This is a genomic window from Terrabacter sp. NPDC080008, assembly GCF_040702505.1.
Classification (GTDB): Bacteria; Actinomycetota; Actinomycetes; order Actinomycetales; family Dermatophilaceae; genus Terrabacter.
The window spans coordinates 388,293-409,505 of record NZ_JBFBLC010000004.1 but is presented as its reverse complement, the minus strand read 5'-3'; the positions used below and the strand labels follow the sequence as shown (position 1 = coordinate 409,505).

The window sequence follows — 21,213 nt, the reverse complement described above, 5'->3', positions numbered from 1 at the left end:
CAGAGTTTGCGCATGCCCCACCGTCGAGTGGCCAAAGTATGCGGGTGGGCTGCAGTCGAGTGGTCACGTCGAGGGCGCGGGCCCGCGGTCGCGAAGAGTGGCCTCTCGACGGTTGGGAATCCGCAAAGGGTGGCCTCTCGACGTGCACGGAGCCGCAAAGTCTGGCCTTTCGACGGGTGGAGGGAGGCGGGGCGGGTCACGAGGTGAGCACCACCCCGACGGCGGTGATGGCCAGCTGCAGGAGCGCGAGCGGCACGAGCCACACCCAGGCAAGGCGCTGGAGCTGGTCCTCGCGCATGCGCGGCCACGACACGCGCAGCCAGATGACGACGACGGCGACGACGAAGCCCTTGAGCAGGGTCCACAGCCAGCCGAGCCACGACTCCAGCGGACCGGCCCAGCCGCCGAGGTAGAGCACCGCGAAGAGCAGCGACATCACCACGATGCCGGCGTACTCGGCGAGCAGGAAGAAGGCGAAGCGCAGTCCGGTGTACTCGGTGAAGGCGCCGAAGACGATCTCGGAGTCGGCGAGCGGCATGTCGAACGGCGGCCGCTGCAGCTCGGCGAGGGCCGCGACGAGGAAGACGACCATGCCGGGCAGCTGCCACAGGAGCCACCACGGGTTCCAGGCGTTCGCGATGCCGACGAGCGAGAGCGTGCCTGCGGCGAGTGCGACGGAGGCGACGGCGAGCACCATCGGCAGCTCGTACGAGACGAGCTGGGCGGCGGCGCGCATGCCCCCGAGCAGGGAGTACTTGTTGGCCGAGGCCCACCCGGCCATCAGCGTGCCGATGATGCCGACGCCGATGACGGCGAGCACGAGCACGACGCTCGCCTCGACGTCCGCCCCCACGACGCGCGGCGAGAGCGGGATGACGGCGAGCGCCACGAGGTACGGGATGAGCGCGACGAACGGCGCGAGCCGGAACGCCCACCGGTCGGCGCGCGCGGGGGTGATGTCCTCCTTCTGGACGAACTTCACCCCGTCGGCGACGAGCTGGGCCCAGCCGTGGAAGCCGCCGGCATACATCGGCCCGAGCCGGCCCTGCATGTGCGCCATCACCTTGTGCTCGGTCTGCCCGACGAGCAGCGGCAGCACCAGGAAGGCGGCGAGCACGGCGACCGCGCGCAGCACCACCTCGAGCCCGGGGGCCAGGTGCAGGCTCACCGCGGACCCCACTCCGGGCCGGGCACGCCGGGGGCCTGGACGCGGCGGCGGCCGGGGGCGCGCGCCGAGTCGTGGCCCTCCCCCGGCTCCTTGGCGCCCGGCCACGCCTTGGACGCCCGCGCGGCGAGGACGAACGACTTGCGCAGTGGCGTGCCCTCGAAACCGTCCGGCAGCAGCAGGGGGCGCAGGCCGAGGCCGCTGCCGTCGTCGAAGCCCTCGAAGTCGATGCCGAACATCTCGTGCGTCTCGCGCTCGTGCCAGCCCGCCCCGCGGAAGACGCCCGTCAGCGAGGGGACCGGGCGGCCCTCCGGGGCCCGGGTACGCAGGAGGACGGAACGCAGCGCCCGCGGCTCGCGGGTGTCGAGCAGGTGGCACACGAGGTCGAAGCCCGCGTCCTCGGCTGCGTCGGCCTGGTCGACGGCCGTCAGCCAGTCGAAGTACGCGTAGCCCTCCTCGCGCAGCTCCTGCACCGCCGAGACCCACTCGGGGAAGGGCACGTCGCGCACGTCGGTGACCTTCACCGTCCACCCTCCCCGGGTGCGGCGGGGGCAGCCGGAGCGGCAGGCGCGGCGGGCGCGGCGGGTCGGCGAAGGAGGGGACGGCGGACGTCACCGGCGCTCGCGACGCGCGTGCCGGCATACCTGCCCTTGAGCTTCTGGGCCGAGAGGCGCTCGCTCGCGATCTGCTCCTGCAGGCGGATGATCCCGTGCAGCAGCGCCTCGGGGCGCGGCGGGCAGCCAGGGACGTAGACGTCGACGGGCACGACCTGGTCGACGCCCTTGGTGACGGAGTAGGAGTCCCAGTAGGGGCCGCCGGAGTTGGAGCAGGCGCCGAAGGAGATGACGTACTTCGGCTCGGGCATCTGGTCGTAGAGGCGGCGGATCGCCGGCGCCATCTTGTCGGTGACGGTGCCGGAGACGACCATGAGGTCGGCCTGGCGCGGGCCCGGCGCGAAGGGGATGACGCCGAGGCGGATGAAGTCGTGGCGGCCCATCGACGCGGCGATGAACTCGATGGCGCAGCAGGCGAGCCCGAAGTTGAAGACCCACAGCGAGTAGCGCCGGCCCCAGTTCAGCACGACCTTGATCGGCCGGGGCGCGTGGCCTCCGACCACGCCCATCGAGGCCGGGCCGACCGTCGGCATCGGCAGGGCGACCGGCTGGCCGCCCGCCTGCGCGCCCGGCTGCTGCGCGGACTCGCCCGCCATCACACCCACCTCAACAGTCCACGCCGCGCCGCGTGGCCCAGGCCGAGCACGAGCACGCCGATGAACAGGCCCATCTCCACCAGGCTCGCGCGCCCGAGGTCCGCGTCGCGCAGGACGGTTGCCCACGGGAAGAGGTAGACGGCGTCGACGGCGAAGATGACGTAGAGGAAGGAGAAGACGAAGTAGCGCACCTTCGTCTGGGCCCAGCCCTCGCCCACCGGGTCGACGCCGGACTCGTACGTCGTCAGCTTGGCCGCGTGCGGGGCGCGCGGGGCCAGCAGGCGCCGGGCCACCATCGCTGCCGTGACGAGCAGGACGCCCGCCCCCAGCACCGCTGCGACGGCCACGTACCCGGACATGTCAACCAGCCTATCCAGACCGGCTCCCGCTGTGCGGGCCCCGCCACGGTCGCCGTCAGAGCCGTTGCGCCGTGTCCACGACCTGACAACCGGCGCAGATGTCAATAGGGCGCGAACTACGATGTAAAGGTGCTCGCCGCACCGGGCTCCGGGCACTTCGTAGGGAAGTTCGAGGGACGTCGCAGAGCATGAGCACCAAACTGGTCCAGAAGCTCGATCGAGTGGTCATCCGATTCGCCGGCGACTCCGGTGACGGCATGCAGCTGACCGGTGACAGGTTCACCTCGCAGACCGCACTGCTGGGCAACGACCTGTCGACACTGCCGAACTTCCCCGCCGAGATCCGCGCGCCCCAGGGCACCCTGCCCGGCGTCTCGAGCTTCCAGCTGCACTTCGCCGACCACAACGTGCTGACGCCCGGCGACGCCCCCGACGTGCTCGTCGCGATGAACCCGGCCGCGCTCAAGGCGAACCTGCGCGACCTACCCCGCGGTGCGACGGTGATCGTCAACACCGACGAGTTCACCAAGCGCAGCCTCGCCAAGGTGGGCTATGCGACCAGCCCCCTCGAGGACGGGACGCTCGACAGCTACGACGTCCACCCGGTGGCCCTCACGTCGATCGCCGTCGAGGCCCTCGCCGAGTTCACCGACCTGACCCGCAAGGAGAAGGAGCGCGCGAAGAACATGTTCGCGCTGGGCCTGCTCTCCTGGCTCTACACGCGACCGATGGACGGCACCGAGGCGTTCCTCAAGGCCAAGTTCGCCGACAAGCCGCAGATCCTCGAGGCCAACCTCGCCGCCCTGCGGGCCGGCTACAACTACGGCGAGACCACCGAGGACTTCGCCGTCTCCTACGAGGTCGCCCCGGCCACGATGCCCGCGGGCACCTACCGCAACGTCACCGGCAATGTCGCCATGTCGCTCGGCCTCGTCGCCGCCGCGCACCGCGCGCACCTGCCGCTCTTCCTCGGCAGCTACCCGATCACCCCGGCCTCCGACATCCTGCACACGCTCGCCGGCCTCAAGCGCTACGGCGTGGCGACGATGCAGGCCGAGGACGAGATCGCGGGGGTCGGCGCCGCCCTGGGCGCCTCCTTCGGCGGCGCGCTCGGCGTCACCACGACCTCCGGCCCGGGCCTGGCCCTCAAGGCCGAGACGATCGGTCTCGCCATCTCGCTCGAGCTGCCGCTCGTCGTGTGCGACATCCAGCGCGGCGGCCCCTCGACCGGCCTGCCGACCAAGACCGAGCAGGCCGACCTGCTGCAGGCGCTCTTCGGCCGCAACGGCGAGTCGCCGGTGGCCGTCGTGGCGCCTTCGACACCGGCCGACTGCTTCGACATCGCCGTCGAGGCCGTGCGCATCGCGACGACCTACCGCACCCCGGTCATCGTGCTGTCCGACGGCTACCTCGCCAACGGCTCCGAGCCGTGGCGGCTGCCGCACACCGCGGAGCTGCCCGACCTCGCCGTCGATTTCGCGACCGAGCCCAACGCCGTCGACGCCAAGGGCGAGCCGACCTTCCACCCCTACCTGCGCGACCCCGAGACGCTCGCCCGCCCGTGGGCGATCCCCGGCACGCCGGGCCTCGAGCACCGCGTCGGAGGCATCGAGAAGGCCGACGTCACGGGCAACATCTCCTACGACCCCGACAACCACGACCACATGACGCGGCTGCGCCAGGCCAAGATCGACGGCATCGCCGACACGATCGCGCCGCTCACCGTCGACGACCCGACGGGCGACGCCGACGTGCTCGTGCTCGGCTGGGGCTCGACCTTCGGGCCCATCGCCGCGGGCGTACGCCTGGCCCGGGCCTCCGGCGCCCGCGTGGCCCAGGCGCACCTGCGCCACCTCAACCCCTTCCCTGCCAACACCGGCGAGGTGCTGCGCTCCTACTCGCGCGTCATCGTCCCCGAGATGAACCTCGGCCAGCTCGCGATGCTGCTGCGCGCGAAGTACCTCGTCGACGTCGAGTCGCACACGTCGGTGCGCGGCCTGCCCTTCCAGGCGGGCGAGCTCGCCGACGTCATCGCGACCGCGGTGACCTCCCTGACCGACGCGCCCCTGAAGGAGGCCGCCAAGTGACCATCGAACTCGGTATGCCGTCTGCTGCGCCGGGTGCCACCGGCACCGCGGGCGTCCCCCGCCTCGCCGACGGCTCGGCCCTGACGAAGAAGGACTTCACCTCCGACCAGGAGGTGCGCTGGTGCCCCGGCTGCGGCGACTACGCGATCCTCGCCTCGGTGCAGGGCTTCCTGCCGGAGCTCGGCCTCAAGCGCGAGAACATCGTCTTCGTCTCGGGCATCGGCTGCAGCTCGCGCTTCCCGTACTACCTCGACACGTACGGCATGCACTCGATCCACGGGCGCGCCCCGGCCATCGCGACCGGCCTCGCCGCGACGCGCGAGGACCTGTCGGTGTGGGTCGTCACCGGTGACGGCGATGCCCTCTCGATCGGCGGCAACCACCTGATCCACGCGCTCCGCCGCAACGTCAACCTCAAGATCCTGCTCTTCAACAACGAGATCTACGGCCTGACCAAGGGCCAGTACTCCCCCACCTCGCACGTCGGCCAGGTGACCAAGTCGAGCCCGCTCGGCTCGCTCGACCGGCCCTTCAACCCGGTCTCGCTGGCGCTCGGCGCCGAGGCCAGCTTCGTGGCGCGCACGATGGACTCCGACCGGCAGCACCTGACCTCGGTGCTGCGGGCCGCGGCCGAGCACCGCGGCTCGGCGCTGGTGGAGATCTACCAGAACTGCCCGATCTTCAACGACGGCGTCTTCGACGTGCTCAAGGACCGCACCGAGGCGGCCGCGCGCATCCTGCACCTCACCGACGGTGAAGAGGTCGCCGCCGGCGACAACGTCGTCGTCCGTGACGACCGGGGCTCGCTCGCCGTCGTCCCGCGCACCGAGGCCCACCTTGACCGCATCGTCGTCCACGACGCCGCGGCCGAGGACCCGTCGGCTGCGTTCGCCCTGTCGCGGCTCGACAGCCCCGACCTCGGCCACGTCCCGATGGGCGTGTTCCGCAACGTGCAGCGCCCGACCTACGACGACTCGCTGCGCGAGCAGATCACCTCCGCCCGCACCGGTGAGGTCACCGACGCCGACATCGACGCGCTGCTCGCGGGTCGGGACACCTGGACCGTGGGGGCGTGAGCTCCCGCCAGAGCGTCACCACGGTCACGCCGCCCTCGACGGCGCCCACCGGGGAGGTTGGCCGGGGCACCCTCCTCGGCTTCGCGGCATACGGCATCTGGGGGCTCTTCCCGCTCTACTTCGACGCGCTCAAGCCCGCCGGGCCGTGGGAGATCCTCGCCAACCGCATCCTGTGGACGCTGCTCTTCTGCGTCGTCGTGCTGCTCGTCGTGCGCGACTTCTCCTGGGTCCGGCCACTGCTGAGACGACCCAGGCTGCTCGCCGGCACGGCCGTCGCCGCGGTGCTCATCGCCGTCAACTGGGTCGTCTACGTCGCGGCGGTGACCTCGGGCAACACCTCCGAGGCCGCGCTCGGCTACTTCCTCAACCCGCTCGTCACGGTGGCGCTCGGCGTCGTGGTGCTCCGCGAGCGCCTGCGGGTGCTCCAGTGGGTGGCGGTCGGCATCGGAGTCGCCGCCGGCGTCTACCTCGGCGTCAGCGGCGGGCGCGTGCCATGGGTGGCGCTCGTCCTGGCGCTGTCGTTCGCGCTGTACGGCCTGACGAAGAAGAAGGTGGGCGTCAGCCTCGACGCGATCCACGGCCTGACCGTCGAGACCGTCGTGCTGGCGCCGGTCGCCGTCATCGCGCTCCTCGTGGTTGGCGCGCAGGGGGACCTGCAGTTCGGGCACCACGGGGCCTGGCACACCTCGCTGCTCGTGCTCTCGGGCGTCGTCACGGCGCTGCCGCTGCTGTGCTTCGCTGCGGCCGCCCGGCGCATCCCGCTCGTGACGGTCGGGCTGATCCAGTTCGTCACCCCGGTCATGCAGCTGCTCTGTGCCGTGTTCCTGCTGGGTGAGCACATGCCGGCCGAGCGGTGGATCGGTTTCGGCATCGTGTGGGTCGCCCTCATCGTGCTCACCGTGGACTCGCTCCTCAGCCTGCGTGGCGCCCGGGCCGCAAGGCGCGCGGCGCTGCCGGTCGACGACTGCCCACGCTGACGTCCCACGCTGAACAGCCCATGGGCCTGCGTCGCCCCGGGTGACAGACTGCCGGAATGAGCGACGTCGCCCTCGCGTCACGCACCGGCCGCTTCGTCATCGCGGCCGCCGTCCTCGGCTCGGGGATGGCGCTGCTCGACGGGACGGTCGTCAACGTCGCACTGGTGCGCCTCGGCGACGAGCTGCACGCCAGCCTCGCCGACCTGCAGTGGGTCACCAACGGCTACCTGCTCGCCCTCGCCTCGCTCATCCTGCTCGGCGGGTCGCTGGGCGACCGCTACGGCCGACGCAGGATCTTCGTCGTCGGCGTCGCGTGGTTCACGGTCGCCTCGGCCGCGTGCGGCCTGGCGCAGTCACCCGGCCAGCTGGTCGTGGCCCGCGTGCTCCAGGGGGTCGGCGGGGCACTGCTGACCCCGGGCAGCCTGGCGATGATCCAGGGCTCCTTCCGTCCTGCCGACCGCGGCAAGGCCATCGGCGCCTGGTCAGGGCTCGGCGGCGTCGCCTCGGCGGTCGGGCCGTTCGTCGGTGGGTGGCTCGTGCAGTACGCCAGCTGGCGCTGGGCCTTCCTCGTCAACGTGCCGCTCGGTGCGGCCACGGTGTGGATCGCGCTGCGGCACGTCCCCGAGACCAGCGACCCGCTGGCCGAGCGCCGCTTCGACGTCGTCGGCGCCGTGCTCGCGACCGTGTCCCTCGGGACCGTGACGCTGGCGCTCATCGAGCACGAGGCGCTCGGGTCGACGCGGGCACTTCTCGTCGGCGCCCTCGGGCTCGCCCTCGGGGCCGCGTTCGTCGTCGTCGAGCGCCGCAGCTCCCACCCGATGGTTCCTCCGGCGCTGTTCCGCTCCCGGCAGTTCAGCGCCGCCAACGCCATGACGCTGCTCGTCTACGCCGCGCTCGGGGCCGTCTTCTTCTTCCTCACGCTGCAGCTGCAGACCGTCCTCGGCTACGGGCCCCTCGAGGCCGGCCTCGCGACGCTGCCGATCACGGTGCTGATGCTCCTGCTCGCCGCCCGCGGGGGTGAGCTGGCCACGCGCATCGGGCCGCGGCTGCCGATGACGGTCGGACCGGTCGTATGCGGGATCGGCACCCTCCTGCTCTCCGGGGCGGGTGCCGGGTCGAGCTACTGGAGCGGTGTCCTGCCCGGCGTGACGGTCTTCGGACTCGGTCTGACGCTGCTGGTGGCCCCGCTCACCGCGACCGTGCTCGCAGCCGCCCCCGACCGCTACGCCGGCGTCGCGAGCGGGGTCAACAACGCCGTGGCCCGTGCCGGCAGCCTCCTCGCCGTCGCCGCCCTGCCGGCGGTCGTCGGGCTGAGCGGGGCCGCGTATGGCGTGCCGCAGGCCTTCTCGGCCGGGTACCGGTCGGCGATGCTGCTCTGCGCGGGCCTCCTGGCCCTGGGTGGCCTCGTCTCCTGGCTGCTCATCCGCAACCCGCCTCGGGACGCCGTCGACGCGACCGAGGCAGAGGCCCTGACGCCTCGCCGCTCACCCGAGGCGGACGTCACCCCGGCCGCGCGGCCCAGCACACGGCATACGTCCCCGGCGGGTTGGTCGTGCGCGGGCTCCGAGGGCTGCCCCGGGACCGGACGCGAGGAGCCTGTGCCGACCCTCGACAGCTGACCGGCCCGGCCGCTGGTGCGGTCGGGCCGGCCGGTGAGCGGGAGGACCGGCTCAGGGGGTGGGATCCAGCACGTGGGCCCCGAAGATGTCGCTGTTGCCGAACGTCGCCGGGCAGGACGCGAGCACGTCGGGCGGGGTGGCCGGGGTGCTCGTGTAGAGCGAGGCACGGTATGCGTCGATGGCCGGGCAGTCCGCGGCGTTCCGCGCGTCGTTCCACACGCCGACCGCCCCACTGTCGGTGGCCGCCGTGTAGACGTAGTCGCCGAGGAACTCTGCCGTCAGGCCGTTCTGCGACGTGCCGCGCGGGTCGCCGTCCGCGCCCCGGTGCAGCAGCTTCCAGCCGGTGGGTACGCCTGCCGCCACGTCGGCGTGGATCACCTCACCGACGAGGTTGCGGGGTGTCGTCGTGGTCGGCTGGTAGGGCGTCGTGAAGGCGTTCACGGTGACGTAGAGGTCCTTGCCGTTGGGCGAGAGCGCCGGCGCCGTGTAGACAGGTCGGTCGGTCGCGGTGCTCTTGTCCAACGTCCGGAGCGGCACCGCGGTCGGGCCCACCCACGAGGCGCCGCCGTCCGTCGAGCTCTCGAGCATGAGCTGCTCGTTGTTGAGCCCGGCGCGCCCGTCGGACCACGTCATGACGATCTCGTTCGTCGCGCCGGCGCCGCTCGGTGCACCGTTGGCGATGTCGACGCTCGGCCCGGCGGCCAGGTCGACGCGTGCGCCGGCGACACCGTCCATCACGGGGCGGCCGAGCACCGGGTCGGGGACCCCGGGAGCGGTCACCGTGGTGATCAGCGTCGGGCCGGCCCAGTGGGCGCCGCCGTCTGTGGACTTGTACATCATCTGGTAGCTGGCGCCACCGCGCGTGCCGATGCCGAAGACGTAGACGTTGCCGAGGCTGTCGGTGCGGACCGTGCACCCGTCGGGCTGCGAGTTGTTGCGGTTGTCGGTCGCGGGGCCCACCTGCTTCTGCGTCCAGGTGCTGCCGCCGTCGGTCGAGCGCGCGACGTTGAGCGGCGTCGGCAGGGCCTGGCCCTTGCTGTTGCTGCGGAACGAGGCCCAGCAGACGTAGACGTTGCCGAAGTAGCGGCTGCTCGAGGCGTTGTCGGCCCAGACCTGCTCCTTGTCGGAGAACGTCGTCGCGGACTGCTTGGAGATCAGCACCGGGCTCATCCAGGCGTTGTCCTGGCCCGCCGCGGCGGCGGCGACGTCGTCGGTGCGTGACACGGCGATCGCCTCGGCCCCCTTGAAGGTCTCGGTGCGCTTCGCGTTGAAGTTCGAGGTCAGGTTGGCGTAGTAGAGGCGTGAGCCGTTGGCCCAGGAGAAGGTGCCGTTTTTCATCCGCGGACCGAACGCGACCGCCGGGTCGCCGTCGGAGACCAGGCCGCTCTCGTAGTACTTCGGCAGGGTCCCGATCGGGCCGGGGTGCGGCGTGCAGGCGGCCGGACCGAGGCAGTCGCGTGCCGTCCAGCCGTTGTAGGTCGGCTGGGTCCAGCTCGCGCCGCTGTCGAACGAGAAGTAGACGCCGGAGACACCGACGCCCGGGGTGAACGGGCAGGTGGACGGGTCACCAGCGGCGCACGACTCCAGGTCGATCTCGTCGTTCGATCCCGCCACGACGACGTTGGGGTTCGCCGCATCGATGGCCACAGCCGGCTCGTTCTGCTTGTTCTGCGAGAAGGGCGTCGGCCGGCTGCCGTTCGAGACGAGCACGTCACCGGGCGGGGCGGCGACCGCGACCGCGGCTCCGGCGAGGGCGGTTGCGACGGAGACGAGAGCCGCGGTGAGGACGGGGCGGTGAGCCATGGGCATCTCCTTCTGGTGCTGCATCGGACAGTGGTGTCGCGTCGGCGCCCGCGCCCTACAAGCCTGCGCCCGCGCAACGGCATACGACAGCCCTTTCGGTGAAAGGACGCGCTTTCTGGGGATGATGAGGGCATGAGCGACGCCGCCAAGCAGACGTTCCGGACAGAGCACGACTCGATGGGTGAGGTCCAGGTGCCGGCCGACGCCCTGTGGGGGGCGCAGACGGCCCGGGCGGTCGAGAACTTCCCGATCAGCGGGCGACCGGTGCCGGCCGGCGTGGTGCACGCGCTTGCGCGGCTCAAGGCTGCGGCCGCCGAGGTCAACGCCGAGCTCGGGGTGCTCGACGAGGACCGCGCGCGAGCCGTCGCCGCGGCTGCGCGCGAGGTCGCGGACGGGGAGCACGACGACCAGTTCCCCATCGACGTCTTCCAGACCGGTTCGGGGACCTCGACGAACATGAACGTCAACGAGGTCGTCGCGCGGCTCGCTCACCTCGCGACCGGTCTCGACGTGCACCCCAACGACCACGTCAACGCCGGCCAGTCGAGCAACGACACCTTCCCCAGCGCCCTGCGCATCGCCGCCACCACCGCAGCGGTCGACGAGCTCGTGCCGGCCCTCGAGCACCTCGCCGACGCCCTGGGACGCAAGGAGGGCGAGTTCGCCGACGTCGTCAAGGCCGGCCGCACCCACCTCATGGATGCGGTGCCCGTGACGCTCGGACAGGAGTTCGGCGGCTACCGGCGGCAGGTCCAGCTCGGCGCGGGGCGGGTCCGGAGGGCCGCGGAGGGCACGAGCGAGCTCCCCCTCGGCGGCACCGCGGCGGGGACCGGGCTCAACGCCGCACCGGGGTTCGCCGCCGCCGTCATCGAGCGGGTGGCCCGTGACAGCGGCATCGAGTTCCGGGAGGCCGCCGACCACTTCGAGGCGCAGTCGGCGCAGGACGCCGTCGTCGAGCTCTCCGGCGCCCTCAAGGTGGTCGCCGTCAGCCTCACCAAGATCTGCAACGACCTGCGCTGGATGAGCTCCGGTCCGCGCACCGGCCTCGGCGAGATCCACCTGCCCGACCTCCAGCCTGGCTCGAGCATCATGCCCGGCAAGGTCAACCCCGTCGTGCCGGAGGCGACCCTGATGGCGTGCGCCCAGGTGATCGGCAACGACGTCGTCATCACGACCGCGGGCGCCGCCGGCAACTTCGAGCTCAACGTCATGCTCCCGGTCCTCGCCAAGAACGTCCTCGAGTCGATCGGCCTGCTCGCCGCGACGAGCCGGCTGCTCGCCGACCGGTGCATCGCCGGCATCACCGCCGAGGTCGAGCACGCGCGGGCCCTCGCCGAGGGCTCGCCCTCGATCGTCACCCCGCTCAACCGCTACATCGGCTACGAGGCCGCGGCTGCGGTCGTCAAGCAGGCCGTCAAGGAGCGCCGCACGATCCGCGAGGTCGTCATCGACCAGGGGCACGTGGCGCAGGGCCGGCTGACCGAGGAGCAGCTCGACGACGCCCTCGACGTGCTGTCGATGACCCGGCCGGGTCAGGACGGCTGACCGGCCCGGCCGTGGACCTCGGCGGGGTGGGCGCCTACCTCTCGACGCTCGACGGCATGCGGTGCCGTCGGGCCCGGGGCCGACCGGCGTGGTACGTCGGTGGTCTCCTCGTTGCCCGTGCCGACGCCCCCGGCACCGTGCTGGTGCGTCTCGGTGGGGCCGATCGCGACCGCCTCGTCAGCGCCCACCCCGAGACGTTCGGGGTGCCGCCGCGGTGGGAGGCCCACGCCAAGGTGCAGGCCGATCTCGACGGCGACGAGGAGGCCATCCGGCTCGCCCTGCGCCTGGCGTGGGAGCGCCAGCGCGCGGCGCGCACCTGACCGCACGACACGGCATACGGCAGGGACCCGTGGCCCGGGTCAGGCGCCGAGGACCCGGTCGAGGTAGGGGTTGGCGAAGCGGCGCTGCGGGTCGACCCGGTCGCGCACGGCGACGAAGTCGTCGAAGCGCGGGTAGACGCTGCGCAGGTAGTCGGCGTCGCGGGTGTGCAGCTTGCCCCAGTGCGGGCGGCCTCGGTGGTTGACCGCGATCGCCTCGAAAGCGTCGAAGTAGGCCCCCCGCTGCTGCCGGTGGTAGCGGTGGACGGCGACGTAGCAGCTCTCCTGCTCGTGGGCCGTCGAGAGCCACACGTCGTCGGGCGCCGCGACACGGCACTCGACGGGGAAGGAGATGTGCTCGTCGTGGGTGTCGATCCACTCGCGGAGCTCCTGCAGCACCTCTCCCAGCGCGGCCCGCGGAAAGGCCCACTCCGACTCCGCGAAGCGCACCTCGCGCGCCGTCGTGAAGACCCGGTGCGAGCTGTCGGTGTACTGGCGGCTGCTCAGGGCGCGGGACGCGACGGCGTTGATGCCCCTCGTCGAGCGCGGCAGGCGGGTCGCGACGCGGTTGGTCAGCTCGAAGACGCGGTTGCTCAGCAGGTCGTCGTCGAGCCGCTCGCGCCAGGCCCGCAGCGGGCGCCGCGCGGTGCCCTCCGGGACCCGGTTGTTGCGCTTGGTCAGCGCCCGGTCGGTGTGCGGGAACCAGTAGAACTCGAAGTGGTCGTTGGCCTCGGCCTCGGCCTGCACGTGCGCGAGCACGTCGCCCAGGCGCTCGGGACGTTCCACGGCGTGCAGCAGGAAGGCCGGCACGACGGCCACCGTGATCTCGGTGACGATGCCGAGCGCCCCGAGCCCCAGCCGTGCCGCCTGGAAGAGGTCGGGCTCGCGCGTCGGCGAGCAGTCGACGACCGAGCCGTCGGCGAGCACGATGCGGAGCGCGCGGATGTTCGCCGACAGGCCGGGAAGGCGCAGCCCCGTGCCGTGCGTGCCCGTCGCGGTGGCCCCGGCCAGGCTCTGCCGGTCGATGTCGCCGAGGTTGGGCAGGGCGTGGCCGAAGACGGCGAGCTCCTCGCTCAGCACGTGCAGGGGCGTGCCGGCGCGGACGGTCGCCTCGCCGCGGGTGGAGTCGATGGAGGTGATTCCGGTGAGGGCGCCGAGTCGCAGCTGCACCCCGTCGGTCACGGCCACCCCGGTGAACGAGTGGCCTGCGCCGATCGCCTTGACGCGCAAGCCCTTTCGCCCGGCTCGTCGGATCTCGTCGGAGACCTCGGTCTCGGTGCGAGGCGTGGCCACGCGAGCCAGCCTCGCGGTCTCGGTCCCTGCCCAGTTGCTCCACTCGACGATGCGTTTGATGGTGCTGGTGACGCCGCTGACACGGTCAGCCAAAACACTGCCCTTCCCCACGATAGGTCGCGGCCCGCCCGACGACCCGGTCGCCTCCGTCGCTGCTGACGAGCACGAACTCCGTGAAGCGCTCGGCCAGCTCCCCCGCCTTGGCGTGCCGGAACCATATCCGATCACCCAGTGAGAGACGGTCGGCGCCCGACCCTCGGAGCGGGGTCTGCACCTCGCCCGCGCCCTCTCGGCGCAGCAGCTCGAGGTCCTGCTCCGGCAGGGGGCTGGGCACCCTCGACCAGCCCGGCGGTCCGGACGCGATGTAACCGCCGCCGTATGCCGTCACGAGCCCCTCCCCGGGCCGCCTGACCACGGGCGCCGCGAAGTAGGCGGCCGGCCGCAGCGCGAGGTCGTCGTAGCCGTCGAAGAGGGTGGGCGCGTAGAGCCCGGAGCCCGCGGCGAGCTCGGTCAGCGAGGAGTCGAGGTGGGTGACGTGCAGACTGCCGGTGCCCCCTGCGTTGACGAACTCGAGGTCGGCCAGGGCCCGGGCTGCGGAGACGACCGCCCCACGCCGCTCACGCAGCTCGGAGTCGGAGGCGCGCTTCATCCGGCGCACGACGAGCGAGGAGTCGGGCAGGCCGGCGATCTGCGCGTCGTAGAACATCAGCCCGGTAACGACGAGGCCGCGCTCCTGCGCTCGCCGGATGACGGCCTCGACGTCGCCGGGCGTCCGGGTGGGCGACCGGCGCACGCCGAGGTGCGCCGGGCCGACGCGCAGCGAGGCGTCGACGTCGACGGCCACACGCAGCCCGCGATGACCCGGGACCTCGCGGGCGATGAAGTCGACGTGCTCGACGCTGTCGACCATGACGGTCACCGCGGGGGTCAGGGCGGGATCGGTGGCCAGCCGCGTCAGGGCGGGGACGTCGACGCTGGGATAGGCGACCATGACGTTCGTGTGACCGGCACCCGCCCACCAGAGGGCCTCGCGCACGGCGTAGCACATGAGTCCCGCGAAACCGTCGTGCGCCAGCGCCCGCTCGATCAGCGCACGACTGCGCAGCGACTTGGTGGCCACGCGGATCGGCAGGCCGCCGGCGAGCGAGGTGAGGGTGGCGGCGTTCGCGTCGAAGGCGTCTAGGTCGACCACGGCGAGCGGCGCCGTCAGGCCCGCGGTGACCGCCGAGAGGCGCGCCGCGACCGGCTGCGACAGGCGACGGGACATGCTCGCACCCTACCGACCGTCACCGCCCCACCCCAGGAGAAGAGTCGAGTGGGCACTTTGCGACGGGTTTGGTGTCGCAAACTGCCCACTCGACGTGGCGAACTGCCCGTCCTCAAAGTCGAGTGGGCACTTTGCGACGGGTTGGGTGTCGCGAAGTGCCCACTCGACTGGGGGTTTGGGGGTCAGCCGACGCGGTCGACGACGCTGAGGGCCAGCGCCTGCAGGGCCGCCTTCGCGTCGCTGTCGGGCAGCGGGTCGAGCAGGGCCTGCGCCTCGCGGGCGACGGCATACGTCTCCTCGCGAGCCTGCGTGAGGGCCGGGTGGGCCCGCAGCAGCCCCAGCGCCTCCGCGAGGGCGGCGTCGTCGTCCAGGTCGCCGTCCAGCAGCTCGAGGAGCCGGGCGTCGGCCGGATCGGCAGGGTCGGCCATGGCGCGGAAGCGGAGCACGGCGAGCGTGTCGACCCCCTCGCGCAGGTCGGTCCCGGGCAGCTTGCCGCTGTCACCCGCGTCGGAGGCGATGTCGATGAGGTCGTCGGCGAGCTGGAAGGCGATGCCGACCTTCTCGCCGTACGCGCGCAGGATCTCGACCGTCTCGGGCGAGCCGCCGCTGAACATCACGCCGTAGCGCCCGGCCGTGGCGATGAGCACGCCCGTCTTGTCGGCCAGCACCTGCAGGTAGTAGGCGACCGGGTCCTCCCCCTCGGGGCACCCGCGGTCGTCACGGATCTGGCCGGAGCACAGGCGCACGAACGTCTGCGCCTGGATGAGCACGGCCTCGGCACCAAGCCCGGCAACGAGCTCGGACGCCTTCCCGAAGAGCAGGTCGCCGACGAGGATGGCCGTCGAGTTGTCGTAGGCCGCGTTGACCGACGCGACGCCGCGCCGCACGGTGGCCTCGTCCATGACGTCGTCGTGGTAGAGCGAGGCCAGGTGGGTCAGTTCCACACCGGCGGCGGCGCTGACGACGTCGTCGTTGATGCCTTCGCCGAGCTCGGCCGCGAGCAGGGTCAGCAACGGCCGGAACCGCTTGCCGCCCGCCTCGACGAGGTGACCGGAGGCCCGGGCGATGAAGGGGTCGTCGTGGTCGACGACCTGCCGCAGCAGGGCGTCGACCCGCTCGAGACCGTCGCGCAGGCGCTCGGACAGGGCGTCGGAGACGCCCGGGACGCCGAGCACCGGCGGGGTCGTGTGCGTCGTCATCGAACCCGTCGACCGTCCGGCAGCGCCACGTGCGGGGTCACCGTCGTCGCCGTCGTCATCGTGGTCATCGCACGAACTGCGACGCGCGGTCGGCGAGGTCGAGCAGCGCCGACGGCACGATACCGAGCGCCAGGGTGACGAGCGTGCCGATGGCGATGGAGAAGGTCGTCGACACCGACGGCGTCACGACCTCGACCCCGTCGTCGGGTGCCTCGCTGAAGAACATCAGGACGATGACCCGGGCGTAGACGAAGACCGTGATGGCGCTGCAGACCACACCGACGACGGCCAGGACCGTGCCCGTCGCGCCGCCCGTCCCGACCGCCGCCGCGAAGACGGCGAACTTCGAGACGAAGCCCGACGTGAGCGGGATGCCGGCGAAGGCGAGCATGAGGAAGGCGAAGGCGCTCGCCACGACGGGGTGGCGCCGACCGAGGCCGGCCCACTGCGACAGGTGCGTGGCCTCGGCGCCGTTCTGGCGCACCAGCGAGACGATGGCGAAGGCCGCGATCGTCGCGAAGCCGTAGGCGACGACGTAGAAGAGCACCCCGCCGACGGCCTTGCGGTCGAAGGCCAGCACGCCGACGAGGATGAACCCGGCGTGCGCGATCGAGGAGTACGCCAGCAGGCGCTTCATGTCGGTCTGCGTGACGGACAGCACGGACCCGACGACCATCGTCAGCAGCGCGACGATGACCAGCGCGTTGGTCCACTCCCAGCGGGCGGTGTCGAGGCCGACGTAGGCGAGGCGCAGGATCGCGCCGAACGCCGCGGCCTTCGTGCAGGCGGCCATGAAGCCGGTGACCGGCGTGGGGGCGCCCTGGTACACGTCAGGGGTCCACGCGTGGAACGGCACCGCACCGACCTTGAAGAGCAGGCCGACGAAGACGAGGAACGCGCCCGGCAGCAGCAGCCCGTTCATGGCCAGCGGGCCGCTCGAGATGGCCCGGGACAGGTCGCCGAAGTACACCGAGCCGGCGTAGCCGTAGAGCAGGGCCGTGCCGAAGAGGAAGAAGGCCGAGCTGAACGCGCCGAGCAGGAAGTACTTGAGCGAGGCCTCCTGCGAGAGCAGGCGGCGGCGACGGGCGAGGCCCGAGAGGATGTAGAGCGGCAGTGAGAGCACCTCGAGGGCCACGAACATGCCGATGAGGTCGTTCGTGGTCGGGAAGAGCATCATGCCGAAGATCGCGAACATCGTCAGCGGGAAGACCTCGGAGGTCAGCGCGCCCGCGCGAGCCGCCGCGGTCTCGGTCGCCGAGCCGGGCGTGGAGGCGCCGCTCGGGGTGAACGCGTCGGGACCGACGCCGCCGAAGCGCTCGGACATCGTCAGGACCCCGAGCACACCGAGCAGCAGGATCGTGCCCTGCATGAACAGCGCCGGACCGTCGATCGCCAGGGCGAAGAGCTGGTGCCCGGTCGCGCCGTCGGTCAGGCCCATCGTCAGGCCCTGGTGGTCGGCCGCCAGGAAGATGGAGGCGGCGGCGGCGAGCAGGCCCACGACCGCCAGCGTCACCTGGATGACGTGGCGGCGCCCGCGGGGCGCGAAGGCCTCGACGAGCACGCCGATCAGGGCGACGACGAAGACGATGAGCAGCGGCAGGACCGCGAGGTACTCGACGTTCGACTGCTGGAACGCTGCGGGAAGCGCGGGCAGCGCCAGCGGAGCGACGGCGGTCACTTCGAGCTCCCTTCGGCCATGGTGCCGGCCGGGTTGATGGTGGGGACGGCGTGCTGGACGTACGACAGGGTCCTGTCGACGGCCGGGTTGATGACGTCGAGCGCGAGGTTCGGCACGAAGCCGAGGACCAGGAACGCGGCGATCAGCGGGACGGCGACGAGCTTCTCGCGCGAGGTCAGGTCGCGGACGGCGGTCAGGCCGCGGCGGCCCGGCTCGTCGAGGCGGTCGTGCTCGCGGGCGCTCACGAGGCCCTCGGGACGCGGCCCGGTGGCGACCTTCTTGTACATCAACAGGATGTAGAGCGCCGCCAGGATGATCCCCGCCGTCGCGATGACGGTGCCGACCGGCTGCGACGAGAAGCTGCCGACGAGCACGAGGAACTCGGAGACGAAGCTCGACAGGCCGGGCAGCGCCAGGCCCGAGAGGCCCGCGATGAGGAAGATGCCGGCGAGGGCCGGGGTGATGCGCTGCCACCCACCGAAGTCGGGGATGCGCTTGCTCCCCCGGCGACGCACGAGCATCGCCGCGAAGAGGAAGAGCGCCGCGGTGGAGAAGCCGTGGTTGACCATGTAGAGGGTCGAGCCGCCCTGGCCGACGTTGGTGAAGGCGAAGATCCCCAGCACGATGAAGCCGAAGTGGCTGACCGAGGTGTAGGAGACCAGGCGCATCATGTCGGTCTGGCCGATCGCGAGCAGCGCGCCGTAGATCACCGAGAGGACCGCGAGGGCCACGACGACGGGCGTCGCCCAGTGGCTCGCCTCCGGGAAGAGCTGGAGGCAGAAGCGGATCATCCCGAAGGTGCCGACCTTGTCGAGCACGCCGACGAGCAGCGTGGCCGTCGCGGGCGAGGACTCGGTGGCGGCGTCCGGCAGCCAGGTGTGGAACGGCACCATCGGCGCCTTGACCGCGAAGGCGAGGAAGAAGCCGACGAAGAGCAGCCGCTCGGTGGTCGCGTCCATGGACAGGCCGGTGAGGCGCGAGATGAGGAAGCCCTCGCTGCCACCGGGGCCCTGGAAGTAGAGGGCGATGACGGCGACGAGCATGATGAGGCCGCCCGCCAGGGAGAAGAGCAGGAACTTCATCGCGGCGTACTGCCTGCGCGGGCCGCCGAAGCGCCCGATGAGGAAGTAGACCGGGATGAGCATGGCCTCGAAGAAGACGTAGAAGAGGAACACGTCGGTGGCGGCGAAGACGCCGACCATGAACGTCTCGAGCACGAGCAGCAGCGCGAAGTACGTCTTGACCCGCTGCGTGCCGCGGGGCCCCTCGACGACGGGCACGTCGTGCCACGCCGCCAGCAGGCAGACGGGCGTGAGCACGAGCGCCATGAGGATGAGCACGAGCGCGATGCCGTCGACGCCGAGCGCGTAGCTGACCCCGAACTGCGGGATCCACGCGTGCTGCTCACCGAGCTGGAACTGCGCACTCGAGGAGCGGTCGAACGTGGTGGCCGCGACGATCCCGATGACCAGCGTCACGACGGAGAAGCCGAGCGCGATCCGCTTGGCGTTCTCCACGGTGCCGGGGAGGAACGCCACGAGCAGCGCGCCGACGAGCGGCACGAGCATGAGGATCGTCAGCCACGGGGTGGCGGACATGGTGGTCGACACAGTCGTCATCAGGAGATCACCCAGAGTGCACCGAGGATGGCGACGACGCCCGCGAGCATCGTCAGGGCATAGGAGCGCGCGAAGCCGTTCTGCAGCCTGCGCAGGCGCGAGCTGGTCCCGCCGACGAGGGCCGCGAGGCCACCGGCCGCGCCGTCGACGCCCTTGCTGTCGGCGAAGACGAGCGAACGCGTGAGGTGGAGACCGGGTCGCATGAGGAGGGCCTCGTTGACCTGGTCCTGGTAGAGGTCCTGGCGGGCGGCGCGGGTGGCGAGGCGACCTGCCGGGGCCCGCTCGGGCACGTCGTCGCGCCAGTAGCGCATCCAGGCGAGCGCGATGCCGGCGGCGACGAGCAGCAGGGTGACCACGACGAGGATCGGGGCGGACAGCACCGGCTCGACGTTGTCGGGCTCGGCCCCGGTCACCGGCTCGAGCCAGTGGACGATGCCGTTGTTGAAGCCGAGGATCAGGCCGAGCAGGCCGGAGCCCACCGCGAGGACCATCATCGGGACCGTCATCAGCAGGCCCGACTCGTGCGGGTGCACGTCGTCGGTCCAGCGCTTCTTGCCGTGGAAGGTCATGAAGAACAGGCGCGACATGTAGAAGGCGGTGATGCCGGCGCCGATGAGGGCGGCCAGGCCGAAGACCCAGGGCCGCCAGCCGTCACCGATGAAGGCCGCCTCGATGATCTTGTCCTTGGACCAGTAGCCGGAGAAGGGCGGGACGCCGAGGATCGCGAGCCAGCCGAGGCCGAAGGTGACCCAGGTGATCTTCATGGCACCGGAGAGCCCACCGAAGCGGCGCATGTCGACCTGGTCGTTCATGCCGTGCATGACCGAGCCGGCGCCGAGGAACATCCCGGCCTTGAAGAAGCCGTGCGTCAGCAGGTGGAAGATCGCGAACGCGTAGCCGACCGGGCCGAGACCCGCGGCGAGCATCATGTAGCCGATCTGGCTCATCGTCGAGGCCGCCAGGGCCTTCTTGATGTCGTCCTTGGCACAGCCGACGATCGCACCGAAGAGAAGCGTGATCGCGCCGACGATGACCACGACCAGCTGAGCGTTCGGGGCGGCCTCGAAGATCGGCGCGGAGCGCACGACGAGGTAGACACCGGCGGTGACCATGGTCGCGGCGTGGATGAGCGCCGAGACGGGCGTCGGGCCGGCCATGGCGTCACCGAGCCAGCTCTGCAGCGGGAACTGCGCCGACTTGCCGCAGGCGCCGAGCAGCAGCATCAGGCCCATGGCGGTCATGAAGCCCTGGTTGGCGCTGCTGCCGGCCGCACCGAGCACCGTCTGGAAGTCCACGGCGCCGAAGTGGAAGAACATGATCATGATCGCGATGGACAGGCCGAAGTCACCGACGCGGTTGGCGATGAAGGCCTTGTTGGCCGCCGTCGCGTAGGCCGGGTTGTAGTTCCAGAAGCCGATGAGCAGGTAGCTCGCGAGGCCCACGCCCTCCCAGCCGACGTAGAGCAGCAGGTAGGAGTTGGCCAGGACGAGCAGCAGCATCGCCGCGACGAAGAGGTTGAGGTAGGCGAAGAAGCGCCGCTTGTCGGGGTCGTGCTCCATGTAGCCGATGGAGTAGACGTGGATGAGCGACCCGACGAAGGTGATGAGCAGCACGAAGACGATCGAGAGCTGGTCGACGAGCAGGCCCGCGCTCAGCTTGAACGAGCCGTCGGTGATCCACTGGTAGAGGTTCACGTTGACCGGCCGCGCGTCGGAGCTGCGCCCCAGCATCGCGAAGAAGACGATCGCGCCGACGACGAAGGCGCCCCAGGAGAGGGCGGTCGCGAGGATGGGCCCGAACTTGTCGGTGCGACGGCCGCCGAGGAGCAGGACCGCGGCGCCGAGCAGCGGCAGCGCGACGAGGAGCCACGCGTATGCCGTCACCCCGGTCGCGGCGTGCGCCTCACCTTCGTGCGCGGCGAGCCCCGCGGCATACGTGCTCAGCGTGCTCGGCGAGCTCGCGAGCGTCTGGACGAGAGTTCCCATTCTGGGCGGCGCTC

17 protein-coding genes are annotated in these 21,213 nt (G+C 71.6%); 6 read left to right on the top strand and 11 right to left on the bottom strand.

What is annotated here, in order from left to right; genetic code table 11:
• Nucleotides 1–196 precede the first annotated feature (196 nt).
• The 4 genes from nuoH to AB0316_RS14395 all read right to left on the bottom strand — a co-directional run bounded on the left by nuoH (nucleotide 197) and on the right by AB0316_RS14395 (nucleotide 2,734).
• Nucleotides 197–1,168, bottom strand: a complete 972-nt coding sequence (gene nuoH, locus AB0316_RS14410) for an NADH-quinone oxidoreductase subunit NuoH (protein WP_366273706.1) — start codon at nucleotides 1,166–1,168, stop codon at nucleotides 197–199.
• The gene (locus AB0316_RS14405; RefSeq protein WP_366273705.1) at nucleotides 1,165–1,689 is read right to left on the bottom strand and encodes an NADH-quinone oxidoreductase subunit C; all 525 of its coding nucleotides are present in this window, start codon (nucleotides 1,687–1,689) and stop codon (nucleotides 1,165–1,167) included. Before AB0316_RS14405 ends, nuoH begins: the two co-directional genes overlap by 4 nt.
• Nucleotides 1,686–2,312: an NADH-quinone oxidoreductase subunit B family protein gene (locus AB0316_RS14400; protein WP_366273766.1), complete on the bottom strand. Its 627-nt coding sequence runs from the start codon at nucleotides 2,310–2,312 to the stop codon at nucleotides 1,686–1,688. The genes AB0316_RS14405 and AB0316_RS14400 overlap by 4 nt, the downstream gene beginning before the upstream one ends.
• Before the next feature lie 62 nt (nucleotides 2,313–2,374).
• Entirely contained in the window at nucleotides 2,375–2,734 is a 360-nt protein-coding gene (locus AB0316_RS14395) for an NADH-quinone oxidoreductase subunit A (protein WP_366273704.1), read from the bottom strand.
• Nucleotides 2,735–2,922: 188 nt separating this feature from the next.
• Here AB0316_RS14395 and AB0316_RS14390 point away from each other — a divergent pair, with 188 nt between their 5' ends.
• Genes AB0316_RS14390 through AB0316_RS14375 form a run of 4 tightly spaced genes read left to right on the top strand, consistent with a single transcriptional unit; the run spans nucleotide 2,923 to nucleotide 8,493 of the window.
• The gene (locus tag AB0316_RS14390) at nucleotides 2,923–4,821 is read left to right on the top strand and encodes a 2-oxoacid:acceptor oxidoreductase subunit alpha (RefSeq protein WP_366273703.1); all 1,899 of its coding nucleotides are present in this window, start codon (nucleotides 2,923–2,925) and stop codon (nucleotides 4,819–4,821) included.
• On the top strand, nucleotides 4,818–5,897 hold the full coding sequence (locus AB0316_RS14385; protein WP_366273702.1) for a 2-oxoacid:ferredoxin oxidoreductase subunit beta: 1,080 nt from the start codon (nucleotides 4,818–4,820) through the stop codon (nucleotides 5,895–5,897). Before AB0316_RS14390 ends, AB0316_RS14385 begins: the two co-directional genes overlap by 4 nt.
• Nucleotides 5,894–6,874 (top strand): EamA family transporter RarD, encoded by a 981-nt coding sequence (gene rarD, locus AB0316_RS14380; RefSeq protein WP_366273701.1) that lies wholly within the window; start codon nucleotides 5,894–5,896, stop codon nucleotides 6,872–6,874. The genes AB0316_RS14385 and rarD overlap by 4 nt, the downstream gene beginning before the upstream one ends.
• Before the next feature lie 56 nt (nucleotides 6,875–6,930).
• Nucleotides 6,931–8,493 (top strand): MFS transporter, encoded by a 1,563-nt coding sequence (locus AB0316_RS14375; RefSeq protein ID WP_366273700.1) that lies wholly within the window; start codon nucleotides 6,931–6,933, stop codon nucleotides 8,491–8,493.
• 51 nt (nucleotides 8,494–8,544) lie between these two features.
• Here AB0316_RS14375 and AB0316_RS14370 read toward each other — a convergent pair whose 3' ends face one another.
• Nucleotides 8,545–10,296 carry a sialidase family protein gene (locus AB0316_RS14370; RefSeq protein ID WP_366273699.1) on the bottom strand — a complete coding sequence of 584 codons (1,752 nt, stop codon included), beginning with the start codon at nucleotides 10,294–10,296 and terminating at the stop codon, nucleotides 8,545–8,547.
• A gap of 132 nt (nucleotides 10,297–10,428) precedes the next feature.
• On the opposite strand from AB0316_RS14370, the gene AB0316_RS14365 reads away from it, so the two are divergent.
• Both AB0316_RS14365 and AB0316_RS14360 read left to right on the top strand, forming a co-directional pair.
• Nucleotides 10,429–11,841 carry a class II fumarate hydratase gene (locus AB0316_RS14365; protein WP_366273698.1) on the top strand — a complete coding sequence of 471 codons (1,413 nt, stop codon included), beginning with the start codon at nucleotides 10,429–10,431 and terminating at the stop codon, nucleotides 11,839–11,841.
• 11 nt (nucleotides 11,842–11,852) lie between these two features.
• Nucleotides 11,853–12,161, top strand: a complete 309-nt coding sequence (locus AB0316_RS14360; RefSeq protein WP_366273697.1) for a hypothetical protein — start codon at nucleotides 11,853–11,855, stop codon at nucleotides 12,159–12,161.
• 39 nt (nucleotides 12,162–12,200) lie between these two features.
• On the opposite strand, the gene AB0316_RS14355 is transcribed toward AB0316_RS14360, so the two are convergent.
• The 6 genes from AB0316_RS14355 to nuoL form a co-directional block, all read right to left on the bottom strand.
• Nucleotides 12,201–13,544 carry a D-arabinono-1,4-lactone oxidase gene (locus AB0316_RS14355; RefSeq protein ID WP_366273696.1) on the bottom strand — a complete coding sequence of 448 codons (1,344 nt, stop codon included), beginning with the start codon at nucleotides 13,542–13,544 and terminating at the stop codon, nucleotides 12,201–12,203.
• Entirely contained in the window at nucleotides 13,537–14,718 is a 1,182-nt protein-coding gene (locus AB0316_RS14350; RefSeq protein ID WP_366273695.1) for an alanine racemase, read from the bottom strand. Before AB0316_RS14350 ends, AB0316_RS14355 begins: the two co-directional genes overlap by 8 nt.
• Before the next feature lie 182 nt (nucleotides 14,719–14,900).
• Entirely contained in the window at nucleotides 14,901–15,917 is a 1,017-nt protein-coding gene (locus AB0316_RS14345; RefSeq protein WP_366273694.1) for a polyprenyl synthetase family protein, read from the bottom strand.
• 64 nt (nucleotides 15,918–15,981) lie between these two features.
• Nucleotides 15,982–17,595, bottom strand: coding sequence for an NADH-quinone oxidoreductase subunit NuoN (gene nuoN, locus AB0316_RS14340; protein WP_366273693.1), 1,614 nt, complete (start codon nucleotides 17,593–17,595; stop codon nucleotides 15,982–15,984).
• Complete coding sequence (locus AB0316_RS14335; protein ID WP_366273765.1) at nucleotides 17,592–19,193, bottom strand: NADH-quinone oxidoreductase subunit M; 1,602 nt, start codon at nucleotides 19,191–19,193, stop codon at nucleotides 17,592–17,594. The genes nuoN and AB0316_RS14335 overlap by 4 nt, the downstream gene beginning before the upstream one ends.
• A 20-nt stretch (nucleotides 19,194–19,213) precedes the next feature.
• Nucleotides 19,214–21,199: an NADH-quinone oxidoreductase subunit L gene (gene nuoL, locus AB0316_RS14330; RefSeq protein WP_366273692.1), complete on the bottom strand. Its 1,986-nt coding sequence runs from the start codon at nucleotides 21,197–21,199 to the stop codon at nucleotides 19,214–19,216.
• Between the last annotated feature and the right edge of the window lie 14 nt (nucleotides 21,200–21,213).